The 16869-nt window shown below is 68.7% G+C and carries 19 protein-coding genes and 1 pseudogene; 3 read left to right on the forward strand and 17 right to left on the reverse strand.

The genetic code is table 11. The annotated features are described in order from the left end of the window. Positions 1-187: 187 nt before the first annotated feature. Positions 188-1015, reverse strand: a complete 828-nt coding sequence (panC, locus tag AB0F43_RS26190) for a pantoate--beta-alanine ligase (RefSeq protein WP_360482068.1) — start codon at positions 1013-1015, stop codon at positions 188-190. Beyond that, the gene (locus AB0F43_RS26195) at positions 1012-1881 is read right to left on the reverse strand and encodes a Rossmann-like and DUF2520 domain-containing protein (RefSeq protein WP_360482071.1); all 870 of its coding nucleotides are present in this window, start codon (positions 1879-1881) and stop codon (positions 1012-1014) included. The genes panC and AB0F43_RS26195 overlap by 4 nt, the downstream gene beginning before the upstream one ends. A gap of 78 nt (positions 1882-1959) precedes the next feature. Here AB0F43_RS26195 and AB0F43_RS26200 point away from each other — a divergent pair, with 78 nt between their 5' ends. After that, complete coding sequence (locus tag AB0F43_RS26200; protein ID WP_360482073.1) at positions 1960-2511, forward strand: 2'-5' RNA ligase family protein; 552 nt, start codon at positions 1960-1962, stop codon at positions 2509-2511. Positions 2512-2738: 227 nt separating this feature from the next. Beyond that, positions 2739-3152 (forward strand): annotated as a pseudogene (locus AB0F43_RS26205) (SAM-dependent methyltransferase); the annotation flags it as partial. 101 nt (positions 3153-3253) lie between these two features. On the opposite strand, the gene AB0F43_RS26210 reads toward AB0F43_RS26205, so the two are convergent. Then, entirely contained in the window at positions 3254-4765 is a 1512-nt protein-coding gene (locus AB0F43_RS26210; RefSeq protein WP_360482076.1) for a PH domain-containing protein, read from the reverse strand. Continuing rightward, the gene (locus AB0F43_RS26215; protein WP_360482079.1) at positions 4762-5250 is read right to left on the reverse strand and encodes a PH domain-containing protein; all 489 of its coding nucleotides are present in this window, start codon (positions 5248-5250) and stop codon (positions 4762-4764) included. The genes AB0F43_RS26210 and AB0F43_RS26215 overlap by 4 nt, the downstream gene beginning before the upstream one ends. A gap of 74 nt (positions 5251-5324) precedes the next feature. Between AB0F43_RS26215 and AB0F43_RS26220 the strand changes: the two genes are divergently transcribed. Continuing rightward, positions 5325-6530: an NADH-quinone oxidoreductase subunit D gene (locus AB0F43_RS26220; protein ID WP_360482082.1), complete on the forward strand. Its 1206-nt coding sequence runs from the start codon at positions 5325-5327 to the stop codon at positions 6528-6530. 52 nt (positions 6531-6582) lie between these two features. On the opposite strand, the gene AB0F43_RS26225 is transcribed toward AB0F43_RS26220, so the two are convergent. The 13 genes from AB0F43_RS26225 to ftsH form a co-directional block, all read right to left on the reverse strand. Continuing rightward, complete coding sequence (locus tag AB0F43_RS26225; RefSeq protein WP_360482084.1) at positions 6583-7539, reverse strand: type IV toxin-antitoxin system AbiEi family antitoxin domain-containing protein; 957 nt, start codon at positions 7537-7539, stop codon at positions 6583-6585. A gap of 129 nt (positions 7540-7668) precedes the next feature. Further along, positions 7669-8460: an inositol monophosphatase family protein gene (locus tag AB0F43_RS26230; RefSeq protein ID WP_360482087.1), complete on the reverse strand. Its 792-nt coding sequence runs from the start codon at positions 8458-8460 to the stop codon at positions 7669-7671. Positions 8461-8625: 165 nt separating this feature from the next. Then, the gene (locus AB0F43_RS26235; RefSeq protein ID WP_360482090.1) at positions 8626-9066 is read right to left on the reverse strand and encodes a hypothetical protein; all 441 of its coding nucleotides are present in this window, start codon (positions 9064-9066) and stop codon (positions 8626-8628) included. 11 nt (positions 9067-9077) lie between these two features. Continuing rightward, complete coding sequence (locus AB0F43_RS26240) at positions 9078-9590, reverse strand: DUF3180 domain-containing protein (RefSeq protein ID WP_360482093.1); 513 nt, start codon at positions 9588-9590, stop codon at positions 9078-9080. A gap of 2 nt (positions 9591-9592) precedes the next feature. Continuing rightward, entirely contained in the window at positions 9593-10150 is a 558-nt protein-coding gene (gene folK, locus AB0F43_RS26245; RefSeq protein WP_360482096.1) for a 2-amino-4-hydroxy-6-hydroxymethyldihydropteridine diphosphokinase, read from the reverse strand. Continuing rightward, complete coding sequence (folB, locus tag AB0F43_RS26250; RefSeq protein WP_360482099.1) at positions 10147-10560, reverse strand: dihydroneopterin aldolase; 414 nt, start codon at positions 10558-10560, stop codon at positions 10147-10149. Before folB ends, folK begins: the two co-directional genes overlap by 4 nt. Further along, the gene (locus AB0F43_RS26255) at positions 10557-11042 is read right to left on the reverse strand and encodes a nuclear transport factor 2 family protein (protein ID WP_360482102.1); all 486 of its coding nucleotides are present in this window, start codon (positions 11040-11042) and stop codon (positions 10557-10559) included. The genes folB and AB0F43_RS26255 overlap by 4 nt, the downstream gene beginning before the upstream one ends. Beyond that, positions 11039-11836 (reverse strand): dihydropteroate synthase, encoded by a 798-nt coding sequence (gene folP / locus AB0F43_RS26260; protein ID WP_360483194.1) that lies wholly within the window; start codon positions 11834-11836, stop codon positions 11039-11041. Before folP ends, AB0F43_RS26255 begins: the two co-directional genes overlap by 4 nt. Positions 11837-12019: 183 nt before the next feature. Beyond that, the gene (locus AB0F43_RS26265) at positions 12020-13162 is read right to left on the reverse strand and encodes a S1 family peptidase (RefSeq protein WP_360482105.1); all 1143 of its coding nucleotides are present in this window, start codon (positions 13160-13162) and stop codon (positions 12020-12022) included. A 174-nt stretch (positions 13163-13336) separates the two neighbouring features. Further along, positions 13337-13597: a Txe/YoeB family addiction module toxin gene (locus AB0F43_RS26270; RefSeq protein ID WP_360482108.1), complete on the reverse strand. Its 261-nt coding sequence runs from the start codon at positions 13595-13597 to the stop codon at positions 13337-13339. Further along, positions 13594-13836: a type II toxin-antitoxin system prevent-host-death family antitoxin gene (locus AB0F43_RS26275; protein WP_360482111.1), complete on the reverse strand. Its 243-nt coding sequence runs from the start codon at positions 13834-13836 to the stop codon at positions 13594-13596. Before AB0F43_RS26275 ends, AB0F43_RS26270 begins: the two co-directional genes overlap by 4 nt. A gap of 43 nt (positions 13837-13879) precedes the next feature. Continuing rightward, a complete protein-coding gene (folE, locus tag AB0F43_RS26280; RefSeq protein WP_360482114.1) occupies positions 13880-14452 on the reverse strand; it encodes a GTP cyclohydrolase I FolE in 573 nt (190 codons plus the stop codon). A gap of 164 nt (positions 14453-14616) precedes the next feature. Beyond that, entirely contained in the window at positions 14617-16653 is a 2037-nt protein-coding gene (ftsH, locus tag AB0F43_RS26285; RefSeq protein WP_360482117.1) for an ATP-dependent zinc metalloprotease FtsH, read from the reverse strand. Between the last annotated feature and the right edge of the window lie 216 nt (positions 16654-16869).

A 16869-nucleotide genomic window follows, 5' to 3' on the forward strand; every position in this document is an offset into this window, starting at 1 on the left:
GAGCGGAGGGAGCGAAGCGACCGGAGTGACGAGGGAAGGGCGGGAGCCAAGGGCCCCATGACCCGCCGGCGCCGAAGGCCCGGCCAAAGGCACAGCGACGAGGGAAGGGCGGGAGTCAAAGCCCCATGACCCGCCGCGCGGCAGCGCGGCAATGAGCACAGTCATTCCGCGACGGTATCAACCGATGTCATCTCAGCGTGATGGAAATGTTGTCGATGAGACGGGTGGTGCCGACGCGGGCGGCGATCAGCATTCGGGCCTCGCCGGGGCCGATCACCGGGCCCAGATCCGGTGCGCGCAGGGCGAGATAGTCGATCTTCACCGATGGGACCGCTTCCAGTTCCGCCTGCGCGGAGGCCATGACGGCGTCCGGGCCGTTCATGCCCGCCTTGGCACCGGCGGTGAGGGCCCGGTAGAGCACCAGCGCTTCGTCACGCTCGGTCTCGTCCAGATACCGGTTGCGTGAGGACAAGGCGAGACCGTCGGCTTCGCGCACGGTTGGCACCGGCACGATGTCGACGTCCCAGTCCAGGTCGCACACCATCTCGCGGATCAGCGTGAGCTGCTGGTAGTCCTTCTCACCGAACAACGCCAGGTCGGGCGCGGTGAGGTGCAGCATCTTCGCGACCACGGTCAGCACGCCGGCGAAATGCCCGGGCCGGACCATGCCCTCCAGCTCGTCGGCCAGCGGGCCGGGGTGCACGGTGATGGACGGCTCGTTCGGGTAGAGCTCGTCGCGGGACGGGTTGAAGACCAGGTCGACGCCCTCGTTCTTGGCGATGGCCAGGTCACTGGCCAGCGTGCGCGGATAGCGGTCGAAGTCCTCGGCCGGCCCGAACTGCAAGGGATTCACGAAGATCGTCAGGACGACGCTGCCGTCCGGACCCACCCGCTCCCGGGCCTCGGCGAGCAGGGCCGCATGCCCTTCGTGCAGGGCGCCCATCGTCATCACGACCGCCCGGGGCCGGATCGCCGCCGCCGCCCGCAGTTCGGCCTTGGTCTGGGTGAGTCTCATCGCGGTGCCTCCCCTGTCCGATCCCGCTCGCCTGGTTCCCCGTTCAGCACCTTTTCGAACCGCGCCGCCGTCTCCCGGTCCAGCCGTCCGTCCGCCGCGGCCAACTCAACCGTCGCTCGGGCCAGCTCGGCGTACGTGCTCGCCGTCCGGGTGGGCGGGATCCGACCCAGCCCGGCCAGATGTGCTGCCACCGTGTCGACATCGCCCCGGGCGATCGGCCCGGTGAGCGCATGATGACCGGATAGCAGCGTGTTGTCGAGGGTTGCGGTCACCAGCGGCCGGAGTGTCGCGGCCGGATCCGCCACGCCCGCTTCCCGCAGTACGGCGAGCGCCTGCGTAACCAACGTCGTCAGGTGATTCGCGCCGTGCACGAGGCCCGCGTGGTACTGCGCGCGTTGCTCCTCGGCAACCCACTGCACCTGTGCGCCGACCGCCTTCACCAGCCGCTCGACCAGCTCCCGGGCCTCGTCCGGCGCGGTCGCGGTGAACATGACCCCGTCCAGGCGCACCGCACCCCCAGGAAACGTCATGGCCGGGTGCAGTGCCACTGGGATGGCCTGTGTGCTTTGCAGAGGTTTGAGCCCGTGGGCGCCCGACAGATGGACGACGTACTGACTGCTGTTGAGTGGCAGCGCTTCGGCCACCTGGACGATCAGATCGTCGGGTACGGCGACCAGCACCACGTCGGCGCGGGTGGTGACCTCGGCGGCGGTCAGCACCGGCACATGGGGAAGGAGCCGGGCGGCGCGTTCACGTGACGCGCGCGACCGGGCGGTGAGACCGACCAGGGGATGCCCGGCTGCCGCCAAGGCTGCTCCCAGGGCGGTTCCGGCCCGGCCGGCTCCGATCAAGCCGATCCGTTCCATACTCACTCTTTTCGTTCCAGTCCCGCTGTGGGGTACCAGACGATCCAAGTTCAGCGTAGGTGATGAGAGCATGCGGTGGTGAGTAACGCATGGGCCGCACGGACCGGTTTGACCGCGATTCTGATCACAGTGCCCGAGGTGGCGGACTACACCCATCGCTGGCGATCGGTCTCCCGCTCCACCGCACGACCGCACGTCCCGCTGACCGAACTGATCCCACCGCACGTCACCGTGCTGGTGCCGTGGGTCATGGAGCCGACGTCGGATGATGTACAGCGGCTGAGCGAGGCGGTGGCGTCGTACGAGCCGATCGAGCTCAGCTTCCCGACAGCGGGCCAGTTCCCGAACGGGACGGTGTGGCTGCGGCCCGAGCCGTTCGGCGCCGTGCAATCACTGCTGAGTGCGGTCTACACCGCTTTCCCGGAATGTCCGCCGTATGGAGGCGAGTTTCCCGAGCCGCATCCGCATCTGACCATCTCGTCAGCCACACAGGGCGGTCCGGCTGTCCTGGCTGAGGCGTCGGAGGCCTTGGTCGCCACGCCTCCGCCGACGTCGCGGCTCACCGAGCTGGGCTTGTGGCGTGAAGGTGAGGACGGCGTTTGGCGGCAGTTCGACGCGGTCCCGTTGTGATCAGCTTTCGTCAGGCCTGGGAGAGCACGCTCTACGGGCCTGACGGCTTCTACCGGCGGGAGCGGCCGGGCGGTCACTTCCGGACGTCTGTGCACGCATCCGCGTTATTCGGACAGGCCCTGGCGCGGCTGGCTCGTGCAGTGGGCGCTTCGGAGGTCGTCGACATCGGAGCTGGCTCGGGTGAGCTGGGCCGTGTGTTGCGAGCTGAAGGCTTGACGATCGTCGAGGTGGAGCTGGACGACGAGTTGCCGGCAGTCCTGCGTGGGCTGGTGGTCGCCAACGAGTGGCTGGACAACGTGCCGTGTGAGCTCGCCGAGCTCGACGAGTACGGCGTACCACGGTATCTGCTCGCGGATCTGTCACTCGGTGATGTTGTCTCGGGCAACGACCGTGAGTGGCTCGACACGTGGTGGCCGTTGCATGAGCCCGGTGACCGGGCCGAGATCGGCCTGGCTCGTGATCAGGCGTGGGCCTCGGTGGTCGAGCGGCTGGGCGATGGTGCGATGGCGGTCGCGATCGACTACGGACATGTGCGTGCCGGTCGGCCACTGTACGGGACTGTGACCGGCTTCCGGGCCGGTCGGGAGTGTGACCCCGTGCTGGACGGATCTTGCGATGTCACCGCGCATGTGGCGCTGGATTCGCTAGCTGGGTCCCTCGTGCTGCAGAGAGACGCACTGCGAGCTCTGGGGGTGAGTGCGGCCCGTCCGAGCCTCGAGCTGGCTCAGACGGAACCACTGCGCTACGTGGCCGAGCTGTCGTCGGCTGGTGAGGCTGCGGAGCTGCTGGACCCGTCTGGGCTTGGCGGGTTCGGCTGGGTGTGGACAGCTGCCGATGAGGGCACCGCACGACGCGCATCGCGAGCTCTGACGGCCTGAGCCTCCAGGAGCTGCGCAGCCTCGTACTGATCCCGGTGCAGGGCGATGGCGTCGGTCGGGCCGAGCGGGGTGTCCACGTGCACGTTGGCCAGGCCGAGACGCCGCTGCAACGGTCCTTGCTCCAGCCGTACTGACTGGGTCTTGTGGTGCAGGACGATCGACGTACGGCGGCTCACCCAACCGCGCGTGGTCACCAGCACCTGGTCGTCGAAGCCGTACGCGAGGTAGCGCCAGCCGATCGGCCGCAGCCGCTTGGCGCGCTCTGGTGCCCGGTGCATCTCGATGCGGTACAGGTCCAGCCCCGGCAGGATGCGTGCGAGGACGCCGGCCACCTCACCGCGGTCACCCACCGGTAGGAGCTGCGCGCCCTCGCGGTCGTCCTCACCCTCGGCCGGATTGCCCGCCACACCGGCGATGTCCAGCTCCACGCGAGCCCACCCGAGCAGACGCCAGATGATCGGCTCGGTGATGAGCAGACCCTGGACCCGACCCGGCGGCACCGTCTGCCGCTGGACGTCGAAGAGACCGCGCTTGGTGCGCAGCCCATGATCGGTCTCCGACAGGGTGAAGCCATGGTTGCCGACGACCTGCTTCCAGATCGGCTGCACGACACCGAGCAGCAGCGGCAGGCCGGCGAACAGACCGATGTGGAAATCCAGCACGGTCGTGGCCACGATCAGCCAGATCAGACCGCCGGCGCTACCGAGGACTGTCGAGGACAGCAGGGTCGCACCGAGCAGGCGGTTCGTCGGGACCACCAGGATCGGCTCCGGCGCGGGCTGCTGCGCGGTGTTCTCGACGGCCTGCTCACCCTTGGCCCGCACCAGCAGGATGGTGCGCAGCTGGACGGCTTCGTCGTACCGGAAGTAGCTCAGCTTGCCGTCGCTCTTGCCGCCGCCGGCCACGTCCATCCGCAGCTCGGCCATCCCGAACAGGCGGGCGACGAACGGCTGGGCCACGTCGATCGCCTGGATCCGGTCGAACCGGATGATCCGGGTCCGGCGGAACAGGAACCCGCTGTCCACCCGGATCGCGTCCTCGGTCAGCTGCCACTTGGTGAACCACCAGGACAGCGCGCCGAGCGCGATGCCGCCGACCAGCACGGCGAGCAGGCCGATCCCGGCCAGCTCCAGGTTGCTGCGCAGGCTCTCGTTGTTCACCATCGCGATCGCCGCGACGACGAAGTACCCCCAGCCCTTCACGAACGGCGTCAGCGGGTGCAGCCGCGCCCCGGTCTGCTCTGCCGGCGGCTCTTCCGGCCGCTGGATCGGTGGCTGGAAAGGTTGCTGAAGTGGTTGCTGGAGTGGTGGCTGGGCGGGTGGCGGCGGCTGGGTTTGCTGCCCGGCGTCGTACGGCCCGGGCGTCGGCTCCGTCACAGGCCCCACGCCTGGGCCTGGCCGAGGGCGGAGAGGCGGTCACGCAGGCGGCTCGCCTCGTCCGGGTGCAGGCCGGGGATCTTCGCGTCGGTCGCCGGGGTCGCGGTGTGCAGCTCGACCGTCGCGATCCCGAACGCCCGCTCCACCGGCCCGGCCGTCACGTCGACGAACTGCATCCGCCCGTACGGCACCACCACCAGCTCGCGGAACATGATCCCGTGGCTGACCAGCAGCTCGTCCTCGCGCTCGGCGTACTTCCAGGACCGCTGGTTCCGCCCGATCAGCACCCACGACCACCCGAATCCGGCCGCGACCACGATCAGCGCCACTACGCCGTACGCCCAGCCCAGCGTCATGCCGAAGGCGAACAACGCCACCAGGCCGAGCACACCGAACGTGATGCCCACGTTCAGCCGGCGGACCGAGGCCAGCTTCGGCGAAACCGGCGTCCAACTGACATCCGAGGGTGCGAAGAGGTCGTCCACGCCCTAAGCCTGTCACGAAAGTGTGCCGTGAGGGGTGCGGCGCCAGGCTGCACCCCTCACGGCACACTAGGGTCATGAGTACGGAACGAGTGGTGGGTATCGGCGCGGGAGCCGCCGGATTCGACCCTGCGTATGAGCGGGGCGGGACCGGGAGCGGCTCGGAGCTGGCGACCACGGACATGGTGCTCAACATCGGCCCGCAGCACCCGGCCACCCACGGTGTGCTTCGGCTCCGGCTGACCCTGGACGGCGAGCGGATCGTCGGCTGTGAGCCGATCGTCGGCTACATGCACCGCGGTGCGGAGAAGCTGTTCGAGGTCCGCGACTACCGCCAGATCATCGTGCTGGCGAACCGGCACGACTGGCTGTCCGCGTTCAGCAACGAGCTCGGCGTGGTCCTCGCGGTCGAGCGGATGATGGGCCTGGAGGTCCCGGTCCGCGCGATCTGGCTGCGTACCCTGCTGGCCGAGCTGAACCGGGTGCTGAACCACCTGATGTTCCTCGGCTCCTACCCGCTCGAGCTCGGCGCGATCACGCCGGTGTTCTACGCGTTCCGTGAGCGCGAGACCCTGCAGGCGGTGATGGAGGAGCTGTCCGGCGGCCGGATGCACTACATGTTCAACCGGGTCGGCGGCCTCAAGGAGGACCTGCCGTACGGCTGGCTCGGCCGCGCCTCGGCCGCTTCGGCCGCGGTCCGCAAGCGGCTGCCGGATATCGAAGACATTGTCCTGGGCAACGAGATCTTCCGGGCCCGCACCGTCGGCGTCGGCAGGCTGTCCCCCGAACTCGTCGCGCAGTACGGCGTCTCCGGCCCGATCGCGCGCGCCTCCGGGGTGGACGCCGACCTCCGCCGCGACGAGCCCTACCTCGGGTACGACGAGTTGCTGCGCGACGGCGTACTCCGGGTCGTCACCCGCTCCGACGGCGACTGCTTCGCCCGGTTCTGGGTGCTGCTCGAGCAGGTGAAGGTGTCGCTCGACCTGATCGACGCCTGCATCGACAAGCTGTCGTCGCTGCCCGCCGGACCGGTGAACGTGCGGCTGCCGAAGATCCTCAAGGTCCCGGAGGGCCACACCTACGCCTGGACCGAGAACCCACTCGGGATCAACGGCTACTACCTGGTCTCCCGCGGCGACAAGACACCCTGGCGGCTCAAACTGCGCTCGGCGAGCTTCAACAACATCTCCGCCCTGCCCGCCCTGCTCCCCGGCACCGTCATCCCCGACATGATCGCCATCCTCGGCAGCATGTTCTTCGTCGTCGGCGACATCGACAAGTAGCCCGCTTTTCGGAACATAACTTGCACTGGGTGGCAGTGATCTTCCGGAAATCTCAACGCACCGGACAGGACGGACTGCAGGGCTCGGCGGCCAGGGCCGGTTGCGTACGGCGCAGTACCTGAAGAACCTGTACGGCGGCCTGACATGGCCGGCCAGTCACGTCGACCCAGCCGTAGCGCAGCGTCGCCTCGGCGCGGAGCGTGGCGCGGTTGTCCCGGTCGAGATCACGCCATCGCTGCCGCGGAGCGAGGTGGAGACGCCCGTCGAGTTCGACCACCAACTCGAATCCCCGGTAGAAGACGTCGGTGAACTCGTTGTCCACAGCACGTTGCCGCAGACCGGTCGGCAACCCGTGCCGGCGCTCGACGTCGCGCAGGTAGCGGAGCTCGAGGAGGGAATGCGACCCCGCGGCGACGTCGGCCAGGATCGGGCGCAACGACCGGCGATGACGCAGTCGCGGACGACGGGCCAGCGCCGTCAGTATGTCCGCGGGACTGACCCGGCCACTCTGGCAAGCCTCGGCGATCACAGCTGCCGCCTGATCCACTGGCCGCGTGATGCCGACGATGTCCAGTACTGCGTCGGCGGCGGACCGACGTGGCGGCACCACTGGCGCAAGGCGGTCCGCCCAGTACTCGTCGCGGTGGATGATGACGTTCGGCCGAGGCTTGATCCGGCGGCGCTCCGGAATCGTCACGTACACGGGCCGATTACCGTCAGGCTTGAGCAGCCCCAGTTGTTCCGCGGCGGTGTAGTGACTCCAGGCGGCCTCGGGTCCGGCGTGCAGGAGCGCCGCCAACAGGTTGTCGTCGTACCCGATCGGTCCGGTGTGGGTCGCGTAGACGCCGGGGTGAACGGTCTGCCAACGCCTGTTCCTCAGTGACCGCCTGATGTGCGATTCGGTCCAGCCGGCCGCTTGCAGCTGCGCACGCGAAACGATCCGGTTCTGGTCATGAATCAGCGCCTCGATCCCCTTGTCCGCGAGCTGACGCCGCCACCACCAGTCCATCCGAACCAGCGTGACGGATTTCGCCCAGCCTCGCGGACTCCCCTGTGGATAACCTCAGCAGCCGAGGCAGCTCGCCCGCTTTCCGGAACATAATTTGCACCTGGTGGCAGTGATCTTCCGGAAAGCAGCTCAGCTGGTCGCCTGGGCGATCAGGTCGAGCATTGGTTCGCGGATGGCGGGGGAGACGGCGAAGGTGCCGCGGGAGTCGGGGGTGTGGTCCGAGCCGTCCAGGTCGAGGACGAGTACGCCGGCCTCGCGGGCGATCGCCACCCCGGCCATGGTGTCCCACGGCTTGTTGGAGAACATCACCATCGCGTCGAAATGGCCGGCCGCGACCCAGGTCAGCGCGGTGGCCGCCGTACCGATCATGCGGATCCGCTGCACCCGCGGAAAGAGCAGCTGGGTCAGTGCCAGTCGCTCGGCGTTCTGTACGGCCGCGTCCGGGCCGACGGCATAGTCACCCACGGCAACCAATGCGTCGCTCAGCCGGGTGCACTCGCTGCCCTGGATCGGCAGCCCGTTGCAGGTCGCGCCGAGTCCTTCGGCGGCGGCGTACCTGGTCCCGAGCATCGGGTGGTCGATGACGCCCGCGACCGTCCGGCCCTCGTGGATCAGGCCGAGCGAGATGCCCCACAACGGCGCTCCGTGGACGAAGTTGACCGTCCCGTCGATCGGGTCGAGCACCCACCTGGTCCCGCCGGTCGCGCCGCCCTCCTCCTCGCCGAGTACGCCGATCTGCGGTGTCTCCCGCTCCAGGAACGCCCGGACCGCACGCTCCACCGCGAAGTCCACCTCGGAAGCCATGTCCCGGTCGCCCTTGGACGTCAGCTTCCCCGGCGCCCGGGTGTCGGTCACCTTCCGGCCCTGGTCGACAGCGGCCTCGGCGACCTTCAGCAATTCGGCAGTATCGAGAGCACTCACGCCCTCGAACCTACCTTGAGCGGTCGCGCCGCCCTTGCACAACGGTGCCCGCTCAAGTCATCGGCGGTACGACGGAACTCGCACACCGCGGGCATCGGGCCAGGTACGAGTCCTGACGCGTGCGCCTTCCGGGACGTGGTGGCAGCAACCTGCCGAGGGGCCTGGTCAGGAAGCGGCGAGGCCGCGGAGCTTGAGGTCGACGACGGTCGGGGCGTCGGCCTGGGAGTGTTTGTCGCCGGCGGCAACGACCGTGGCGACCTCCTGGTCGATCTTGTCCAGCCGCTCGTCGATCTTGTCCAGCCGGCGCTGCATCAGGTCGACGAACTCGGCGTTCTCGACCACGCGGGCACTGGTGATCCGGGAGTACTCCTGGGCCACCTGGGCCCGTTCCTCGGAATGGGCGAGGCGTTCGACCAGCAGCTGGTGGCGAACCAGGAGCGAGGCACCGACGGCGACCAGGACGGCGACGACGGCCGCCGCGCGCAGGATCCACTCGTTCTGCGAGAACAGGGCAACGGAGACACCCAGGCAGACGACGACCAGCAGAGAATTGGCGACGGCGAGAACTGTGGCCCTGGTTCGACGGCGGTTACCCCTTGAGCCCATGGACCGACATGTTAGGGGGTTTCGTCCGGGTCCTCGGGAATACGACACGCACGTTCGAGCAACAATCCGGCCGTGACGACCAGCACAGAGACCACCGCCGCGGCACCGGCCATGATCACACGGTTGCGGGGCCCCGAGGAGCTCACCGCTTCCAGGAAGGATAACGCGAACCCTGCGTAAACACCGGTGCACAACGCGCCGACGAACGCGCTGGCCTTCCCGATCAGCAGCAGGAACACCGCACGCGACGGCTCGACCCGTTCCCGCCGTACCTGGATCCGCTGGTGGGTGTTGCGGGCCGCGGCGAACAGCAGCGCGGCCAGGAACGCCCAGGCGACCAGCGTCAGCCAGGACACCGCCGGCGCGACCCCGCCGCCGGACTCGATCGCCGTGACCATGGTCAGGCCGATCGCCGCCCCGAGGACGGCGATCGCGACGAGCAGCCAGCGTGAGGTCGGCCGGACCGAGCCTGGGCGCGGCGGCTCCTTACCTGGTGCCCGGCCGGGCTCGGGACCTCCTGACACCACTACTGCAGCTCGATGTCGAGCTTGGTCACGCCGCCCGAGCCGACCTTGGCCAGCAGCTCGGCCACCGGGCCCCGCCCGGGCAGCACCGCGTCCGGCTCGATGTCGAGCCAGGGCGCCAGCACGAACGCACGCTCGTGCGCCCGCGGGTGCGGGACGGTCAGCTCGTCGGACTCGATCGTCTTCTGGCCGTAGGTGATCAGGTCTACGTCCAGCGTCCGCGGCGCGCCCGGCACGCTGCGCTCCCGGCCGAACGCCTGCTCGATCGCGTGCGCCCGGTCCAGCAGCATGTCCACCGGCAGCGTGGTGTCGGCGAGCAGCACGATGTTCAGGTACGGACCGGACTCCTCCGGCCCGCCCACCGGCTGGGTCTCGTAGACCGGCGAGACCTCGACCACGACGACGTCCGGGGTGTCCCGCAGCGCGTCGACCGCGCCCTGCAGGTTCGCCTCACGATCGCCGAGATTGCTGCCGAGTGACAGGATCACCTGGCGGATCGGCTTGAGGCCACCGCTCAGGGTGTCCGCGTCGATGACGTGGGGACTAGGGGTCTCAGTCACGAGGATTCTCCGGCTCTGCGCTGCACGGTCAGGACAACGTCGTCGAACGGCACCTTGATCGGCGCCGAGGGTTTGTGGATGGTCACCGCGGTCCCTGTCACCCGCCGGTCGGCGAGGCACAGGTCGGCGATGCGCTGGGCGAGGGTCTCGATCAGGTCCACCGGGTCGTTCTCGATCGCCTGGTGCACCTGCTCGGCCACCACCCCGTAGTTCACGGTGTCGGCCAGGTTGTCGGAGGCCGCCGCGGGCCGGGTGTCCAGCTCCAGCCGGACGTCCACGACGAACTCCTGTCCGTCGGCCCGCTCGTGCTCGAAGACTCCGTGCCGGCCGAACGCCCGGATGCCACGGATCTCGATCACATCCGGAGACGAAACGCCGTGCTGGATGGTGACCTCGCTCCGCTCGCTCACGGCGCCTCCTCCTGTTGGCCCCCAGACGACAGTACCGGGGAGGCATGGTGGATCCACAACCGCCAGCCGGTCGAAGTTTTCCGGAAGACGTTCGTGGCCAGCGCCTTGCCACCGGCGAATCCCTCCTCGGGAGCACCCTCCCCCGACGACAGGACATTCTCCGTACACGTGACGTAGGCCACGTCTTCATCCACGCGTACCTGGACGTCGGTCAGGAAGAACTGGATGTACGGCGTGTTCGCGAAGATCATCGCCCACGCGCGCATCATCTCCGCGTAGCCGTAGATCGCCGCGTTCCCGGGATGGATGCAGACCGGGTCCGGCTCCGGCAGCCACACGGCCGCCATCAGGTCCAGGTCGCCGGCCTCGAACGCGTTGTAGAACGCGGTGTTGGCGGTCAGTACGACGTTCTCCGCCGAGGCACCGCGCGCACCCTCACCGTTGGTGCCCTGCCGCGGACCGCCGCCGGATCCGTCCGTCATACCGTTCCCCATCTCTTCGCCACCCGGACCGCGTCCGCGCTGGGCGCCACCGCGTGGGCCCGGACACACCAGGCTCCCGCTGCGGCGGCCAGGGCGGAAACAGCCGCGCTCGCGTCGTCTCGTCGTACGGCCGGTCTGGGTTCGCCGGTCCGCTCGTCGGCGAGCAGCCTACCGAGGAACGCCTTCCGGGACGCACCGATCAGCAACGGCCGGCCCAGTACGGCGAATTCCCGCAGCCGGCGCAGGATCTCCCAGTTGTGGTCGGCGTTCTTGGCGAAACCGAGTCCGGGATCGAGGGCGACCCGGTCCAGCTCGACGCCGGCCGCTCGCATCGCCTCGAGTCGCTGGCCGAGCTCCGCGATCACTTCGGCGACCACGTCGTCGTACTCCGCCTTGTTCTGCATGTCGATCGAGTGGCCACGCCAGTGCGTGCAGACATACGGCGTACGGCGCTCGGCCACCAGCGCGAGCATGTCGGGATCGGCCTGGCCGCCGGACACGTCGTTGATCATCACCGCCCCGGCCTCGAGAGCGAGCTCCGCGACGCCCGCCCGCATGGTGTCGACCGAGATCAGCGCACCGTCGGCCGCCAGCGCCTCGATCACCGGAAGCACCCGGCGGAGCTCCTCCTCCGGCGCCGGCCGCTCGGCCCCGGGCCGGGTCGACTCCCCGCCGACATCCAGCAGGTCGGCGCCTTCGGCCAGCAGCTCCCGCCCGTGCTTGATCGCCGCCGCCGGCTCGAACCACTCACCGCCGTCCGAGAACGAATCCGGTGTCACGTTGACCACACCCATCACCAGGCACCGGTCCAGCACCGGCAACCCGTCAACGAAACCCCAAGCCTCAGTTCCCACCCACACACCGTAGTAGCCCTCACCCCCATTTGGCTGGCTGGCCATCGATCTCAGGGGTTTACCACCGTGATCCCGGGTGCCAAACCCCCAACCTCGGTGGTGAGCCAGCCAAATGTGGCCGGGTCAGTTGCTGAGGACCAACCTGGACCTGGTGGATTTGAGGACTTCGGCGATGGGCTGGGCGTAGGACTCGTTGGTCTGGCCGTACTTCTCCAGGCATTGGCCGTTGATCAGGGCCGCCCCGCTGGTGATGCCCTGGGCGTAGTTGCCGGTCATGTTCGCCCCACCGGAATCGCCGCCCTCGGCACACGCGGTGTGCTGGAACAACCCCCGGACGACCTTGTTGTTCCCGTAGTTCACGGTCACGTTGCGCGCGACGATCTTCCCGCAGGTCCAGCCGGTGCTCTTCCCCGACTTGCACACCGTGGATCCGACGGTGGCGTTCGCGATCCCCTTCACCGCGACGTTCCCGGCGCCCCAGCCCTCGACGTACCCCTGCTGGTCCCAGCCCTCGATCACGCCGACCGTGCCGAAGTCGTTGCCCGGGAAGCTCGACGTCCGGGTGTTGCCGAGGACGTACCCGTTCCGGGAGAACGACGGCTTGCCGGCCGTGCAGTGCCCGGCGGTCAGGAAGATCCGGGTGCCCTTGGTGGTCCGGGCGTTAAACCCGAGCGAGCAGACGTACCCGGTGTTCTTGTCCACCTGGACCCCGCCGCGCAGGCCGAAGTCGTCCGCGGTGGTCGTCACCCGGCCGGACACGGTCCGGATCGTCACCCGGTCGCCGTTCGCCTCGGCCCGCTGAAGGAACCGCTCGGTGATCAGGTCGCGCGCCCCCTTCGGCACGGTGACGACCACGGTGCCCGAGATGGGGTCGACGTACCAGGACCGGACCTTACCCGCACTCGAGCCGGTGGCCAGCCGGTCCAGCTCGGCGTGTACGGCGTTCAGCTGGTCGGCGGTGAAGCGGACGAGCTTCGGGATCGCGCCGGCGTCGCGGACCAGCTGGGCGGTGGCCAGGTCGGACACCGCGACCACCAGCTCACCGGCGTCGTCGTAGTAGCTCCCGACGGCCTTCGGCCCGAGCTGCGACTCCAGCGTGTCCGCCGCCAGCGGCGAGTTGGCTGTCACCTGGTCGACCGGGCCCGCCTCGGCGGTCTGCCGATCGCCGCGGGAATCCGCGCTGGCCCAGCTCGCCGCAACCAATCCGGCGGCCGTCAGTACGACGGCTCCGGCAAGTGCGGCGCCGACCCGGTAACGCGCTGACATCCTGTCCTCCTCACGCCGATGCACGGTCCCCGTCGACAGAGCATCGCTACGGAAAGTAAATGCTCAGCGACAGAATGTCCACACACACCAGCTCTCAAACCCCAACGAATCAACGGCCGCCGGGGCTATGGATGAGTGAGACAGAAGGAGCCGGGCCAAGCTGGCTCTGCCCGGCTATTTGCCGTAGTGGTACCGCGCCTGCAGGATCACCAGATCATCGCCGTCGACCAGGTATACCAGGCGATGCTCCGCGTCGATCCGGCGCGACCAAGCGCCTTGCAGCATATGTTTGAGCGGCTCGGGCTTACCGATACCCGACTGTGGGTCGCGAAGTGCGTCCTCGATCAATCGGTTGATCCGCTTCACTTGCTGTCGGTCCACTTGCTGCCAGTAGGTGTAGTCCTCCCAGCCGTTCGGCGTGAAGACGAGCCTCACGTCAGCTCATGCTCCTCACGTTCACCCCGTTGGGCTTGCAGCAGGCTCTCGAGTAGGCGCCGTGCATTCGCGGGCACGCGCAGCAGGTGCGCGGTCTCTTCGAGAGCACGGTAGTCGTCGAGCGAAAGCAGCACGGCCCCGCCAGCCTTCGACGTGATCTCAACCGGCGTGTGATCCTCGTTGACTTGCTCGATCAACGGGAAGAGGTCCTTGCGCGCCGCCGAAGCCGTGATGGCCATCGGGCACCCCCTCATCATCTAGTGGTACAGAAAATGGTACCACTCAGCCGACGATCAGGCTCATCGCCTCGGCGCGGGTGACCGGATCGCGGAGCTGGCCGCGGACGGCGGAGGTGATGGTCTTGGCGCCGGGTTTGCGGACGCCGCGCATGGTCATGCAGAGGTGCTCGCACTCGATCACCACGATCACGCCGCGCGGCTCGAGCAGCTCGAGCAGCGAGTCGGCGATCTGGGTGGTCAGGCGTTCCTGCACCTGCGGGCGTTTGGAGTACACGTCCACCAGCCGGGCGAGCTTGGAGAGGCCGGTGATGCGGCCCTCCCGGCTCGGGACGTACCCGACGTGCGCGACCCCGGTGAACGGCACCAGGTGATGCTCACACAGGCTCCACACCTCGATGTCCTTCACCAGGATCATCTCGTCGTGGCCGATGTCGAACGTGGTGGTGAGCACGTCCTCGGCCCGCTGGCCCAGTCCGCCGGTCATCTCGGCGTACGAGCGTGCCACCCGGGCCGGAGTGTCCTTGAGCCCTTCGCGGTCGGGATCCTCCCCGATCGCGATCAGCAGCTCCCGGACCGCCCGCTCCGCCCGTGCGTGATCGAACTTCGGCGATGTCATCCGGCCACTCTAGGTCGTGTCTGGCAATTCAGCGCCGTGCCGAGTGACGCGCAGTAGGCGGGGAATTGCCAGACACGGCCTACGTCCCGTGAACGCCGCCCAGAGCTGGCCCGCCCACAAAGGCGAACGCCGCCGCCCTGGTGGGGCGACGGCGTTCGTCGAGTTCATTCCTTCGCTGACGGCGGGGTCGGGCCGCTGCCGTAGCTCGGCGGCTTGACCGCCTCGTCCGGGCCGACCGCTCCGCCCGGCAGTACGTCGGAGAGCGAGCCGTTCTGCTCGCCACGCGACGGCACCGGCATCACCGGCGGCTGGTCCGACGGCACCCGGGTGGCCGAACCGGTCCAGGCCGGCCGCCGATCGCGCTTCTGCACCGGCGCGAAGACCCGGGCGATCTCGTGCTTGTCCAGCGTCTCCTTCTCCAGCAGTTCCTCGACCAGGTGGTCCAGCACCGCCCGGTTCTCGACCAGGATGTCGAACGCCTCCTGGTGCGCGTTCAGGATCAGCTTGCCGACCTCCTCGTCGACCGCGGCCGCGATCTCCTCGGAGTAGTTGCGCTGGCTGCCCAGGTCGCGGCCCAGGAACGGCTCGCCGCTGTCCTGGCCGAACTTGATCGCGCCGAGCCGCTCGGTCATGCCGTACTGCGTGACCATCGCGCGGGCGAGCGCGGTCGCCTTCTCGATGTCGTTGCTGGCGCCGGTGGTCGGGTCGTGGAAGACCATCTCCTCGGCCGCCCGGCCGCCGAGCATGTAAGCGAGCTTGTCCAGCATCTCGGACCGGGTGGTCGAGTACTTGTCCTCGTCCGGCATCACCATCGTGTAGCCGAGGGCCCGGCCACGCGGCAGGATCGTCACCTTCTGGACCGGGTCGGAGTGCGGCAGCGCGGCGGCGACCAGGGCGTGACCGCCCTCGTGGTACGCCGTCAGCACCTTCTCCTTGTCCGACATCAACCGGCTACGGCGCTGCGGACCGGCGATGACCCGGTCGATCGCCTCGTCCAGGCCCCGGTTGTCGATCACCTGCTGGTTGTTCCGGGCGGTGAGCAGGGCGGCCTCGTTCAGCACGTTGGCCAGGTCCGCACCGGTGAAGCCGGGGGTACGGCGGGCGACCGCGGTCAGGTCGACGTCCGGGGCCATCGGCTTGCCGCGCGCGTGCACCTTCAGGATCTGCTCGCGCCCGGGCAGGTCCGGCGCGTCGACGGCGATCTGCCGGTCGAACCGGCCGGGCCGCAGCAGCGCCGGGTCGAGGACGTCGGGCCGGTTGGTGGCCGCGATCAGGATCACACCGCCGCGGACGTCGAAGCCGTCCATCTCGACCAGCAGCTGGTTCAGCGTCTGCTCGCGCTCGTCGTGGCCGCCGCCGAGGCCGGCGCCACGGTGCCGGCCGACGGCGTCGATCTCGTCGATGAACACGATCGCCGGGGCGTTGGTCTTGGCCTGCTCGAACAGGTCGCGGACCCGGGAGGCGCCGACACCGACGAACATCTCGACGAAGTCCGAGCCGGAGATCGAGTAGAACGGCACGCCGGCCTCACCGGCGACCGCGCGGGCCAGCAGAGTCTTACCGGTACCGGGCTGGCCGTAGAGCAGCACACCCTTCGGGATCTTCGCCCCGACCGCCTGGAACTTGCCCGGCTCCTGCAGGAACTCCTTGATCTCGCCGAGCTCCTCGATCGCCTCGTCACAGCCGGCCACGTCCGCGAAGGTCGTCTTCGGGGTGTCCTTGGTGATCAGCTTGGCCTTCGACTTGGCGAAGCTCATCACCCGCGAGCCGCCGCCCTGCATCGAGTTCATCAAGAAGATGAAGACCACCGCGATGAGCAGGAACGGGATCAGCGTCGAGAACACCTGGCCGATGAAGCTCGGCTTCGGGTTCTCCACGTCGTACCGGTCGATCTTCTTGTCGTCGTAGAGCTTCTGCACCGACTGGCCCAGCGCGTTGGCCTGGCCGTCGACCCAGTGCGCGCGGACCTTGGTGCCGTCGGTCTTCTCGACCCGGATCTCCTGGTCGGGGTCGATCAGCGTCACCGACTTGATCGTCTTGTCCGACGAGGTGGTGGCCTGCTGGATCAGCTGCACGACCTGGCCGGTGGGCTCGGTCTTGTACCCGGTCGAGCCGGTCAGGAGCTGCCCGATCACCAGGACGCCCAGGAAGGCGACGACGATCCAGAACAGGGGTCCGCGGAAGATGCGCTTCACGTCCATGATCGAGGCAAACGCCCCGTCCCTCCTAGCTCGGCAGGCCCGGGTATGCGGGCTTGAGACGGTAACACCAGTCCAAGTGTCTCGTGCCGGGCAAGCCTGCCCACCACGAGGGTCACCCGAAGGACGGTAGAGCCAGTTGTACAGGCTGTCACCAAGTCTGCCCTGGGCACGGCGTCGCAGGCACCCCTCCGGCCGCAACTGGCCCGCCGGGCGGCG

This window comes from Kribbella sp. NPDC023972, from assembly GCF_040639075.1.
In the GTDB taxonomy this organism is placed as follows: Bacteria; Actinomycetota; Actinomycetes; order Propionibacteriales; family Kribbellaceae; genus Kribbella.

What these genes read in the sequence shown, in the direction of transcription:
- panC (WP_360482068.1), bottom strand. Translation starts at nt 1,015, where the DNA reads ATGAGACTCACCCAGACCAAGGCCGAACTGCGGGCGGCGGCGGCGATC.
- AB0F43_RS26195 (WP_360482071.1), bottom strand. Translation starts at nt 1,881, where the DNA reads ATGGAACGGATCGGCTTGATCGGAGCCGGCCGGGCCGGAACCGCCCTG.
- AB0F43_RS26220 (WP_360482082.1), top strand. Translation starts at nt 5,325, where the DNA reads ATGAGTACGGAACGAGTGGTGGGTATCGGCGCGGGAGCCGCCGGATTC.
- AB0F43_RS26225 (WP_360482084.1), bottom strand. Translation starts at nt 7,539, where the DNA reads ATGGACTGGTGGTGGCGGCGTCAGCTCGCGGACAAGGGGATCGAGGCG.
- AB0F43_RS26235 (WP_360482090.1), bottom strand. Translation starts at nt 9,066, where the DNA reads ATGGGCTCAAGGGGTAACCGCCGTCGAACCAGGGCCACAGTTCTCGCC.
- AB0F43_RS26255 (WP_360482102.1), bottom strand. Translation starts at nt 11,042, where the DNA reads ATGACGGACGGATCCGGCGGCGGTCCGCGGCAGGGCACCAACGGTGAG.
- folP (WP_360483194.1), bottom strand. Translation starts at nt 11,836, where the DNA reads ATGGGTGTGGTCAACGTGACACCGGATTCGTTCTCGGACGGCGGTGAG.
- AB0F43_RS26265 (WP_360482105.1), bottom strand. Translation starts at nt 13,162, where the DNA reads ATGTCAGCGCGTTACCGGGTCGGCGCCGCACTTGCCGGAGCCGTCGTA.
- AB0F43_RS26275 (WP_360482111.1), bottom strand. Translation starts at nt 13,836, where the DNA reads ATGGCCATCACGGCTTCGGCGGCGCGCAAGGACCTCTTCCCGTTGATC.
- folE (WP_360482114.1), bottom strand. Translation starts at nt 14,452, where the DNA reads ATGACATCGCCGAAGTTCGATCACGCACGGGCGGAGCGGGCGGTCCGG.
- ftsH (WP_360482117.1), bottom strand. Translation starts at nt 16,653, where the DNA reads ATGGACGTGAAGCGCATCTTCCGCGGACCCCTGTTCTGGATCGTCGTC.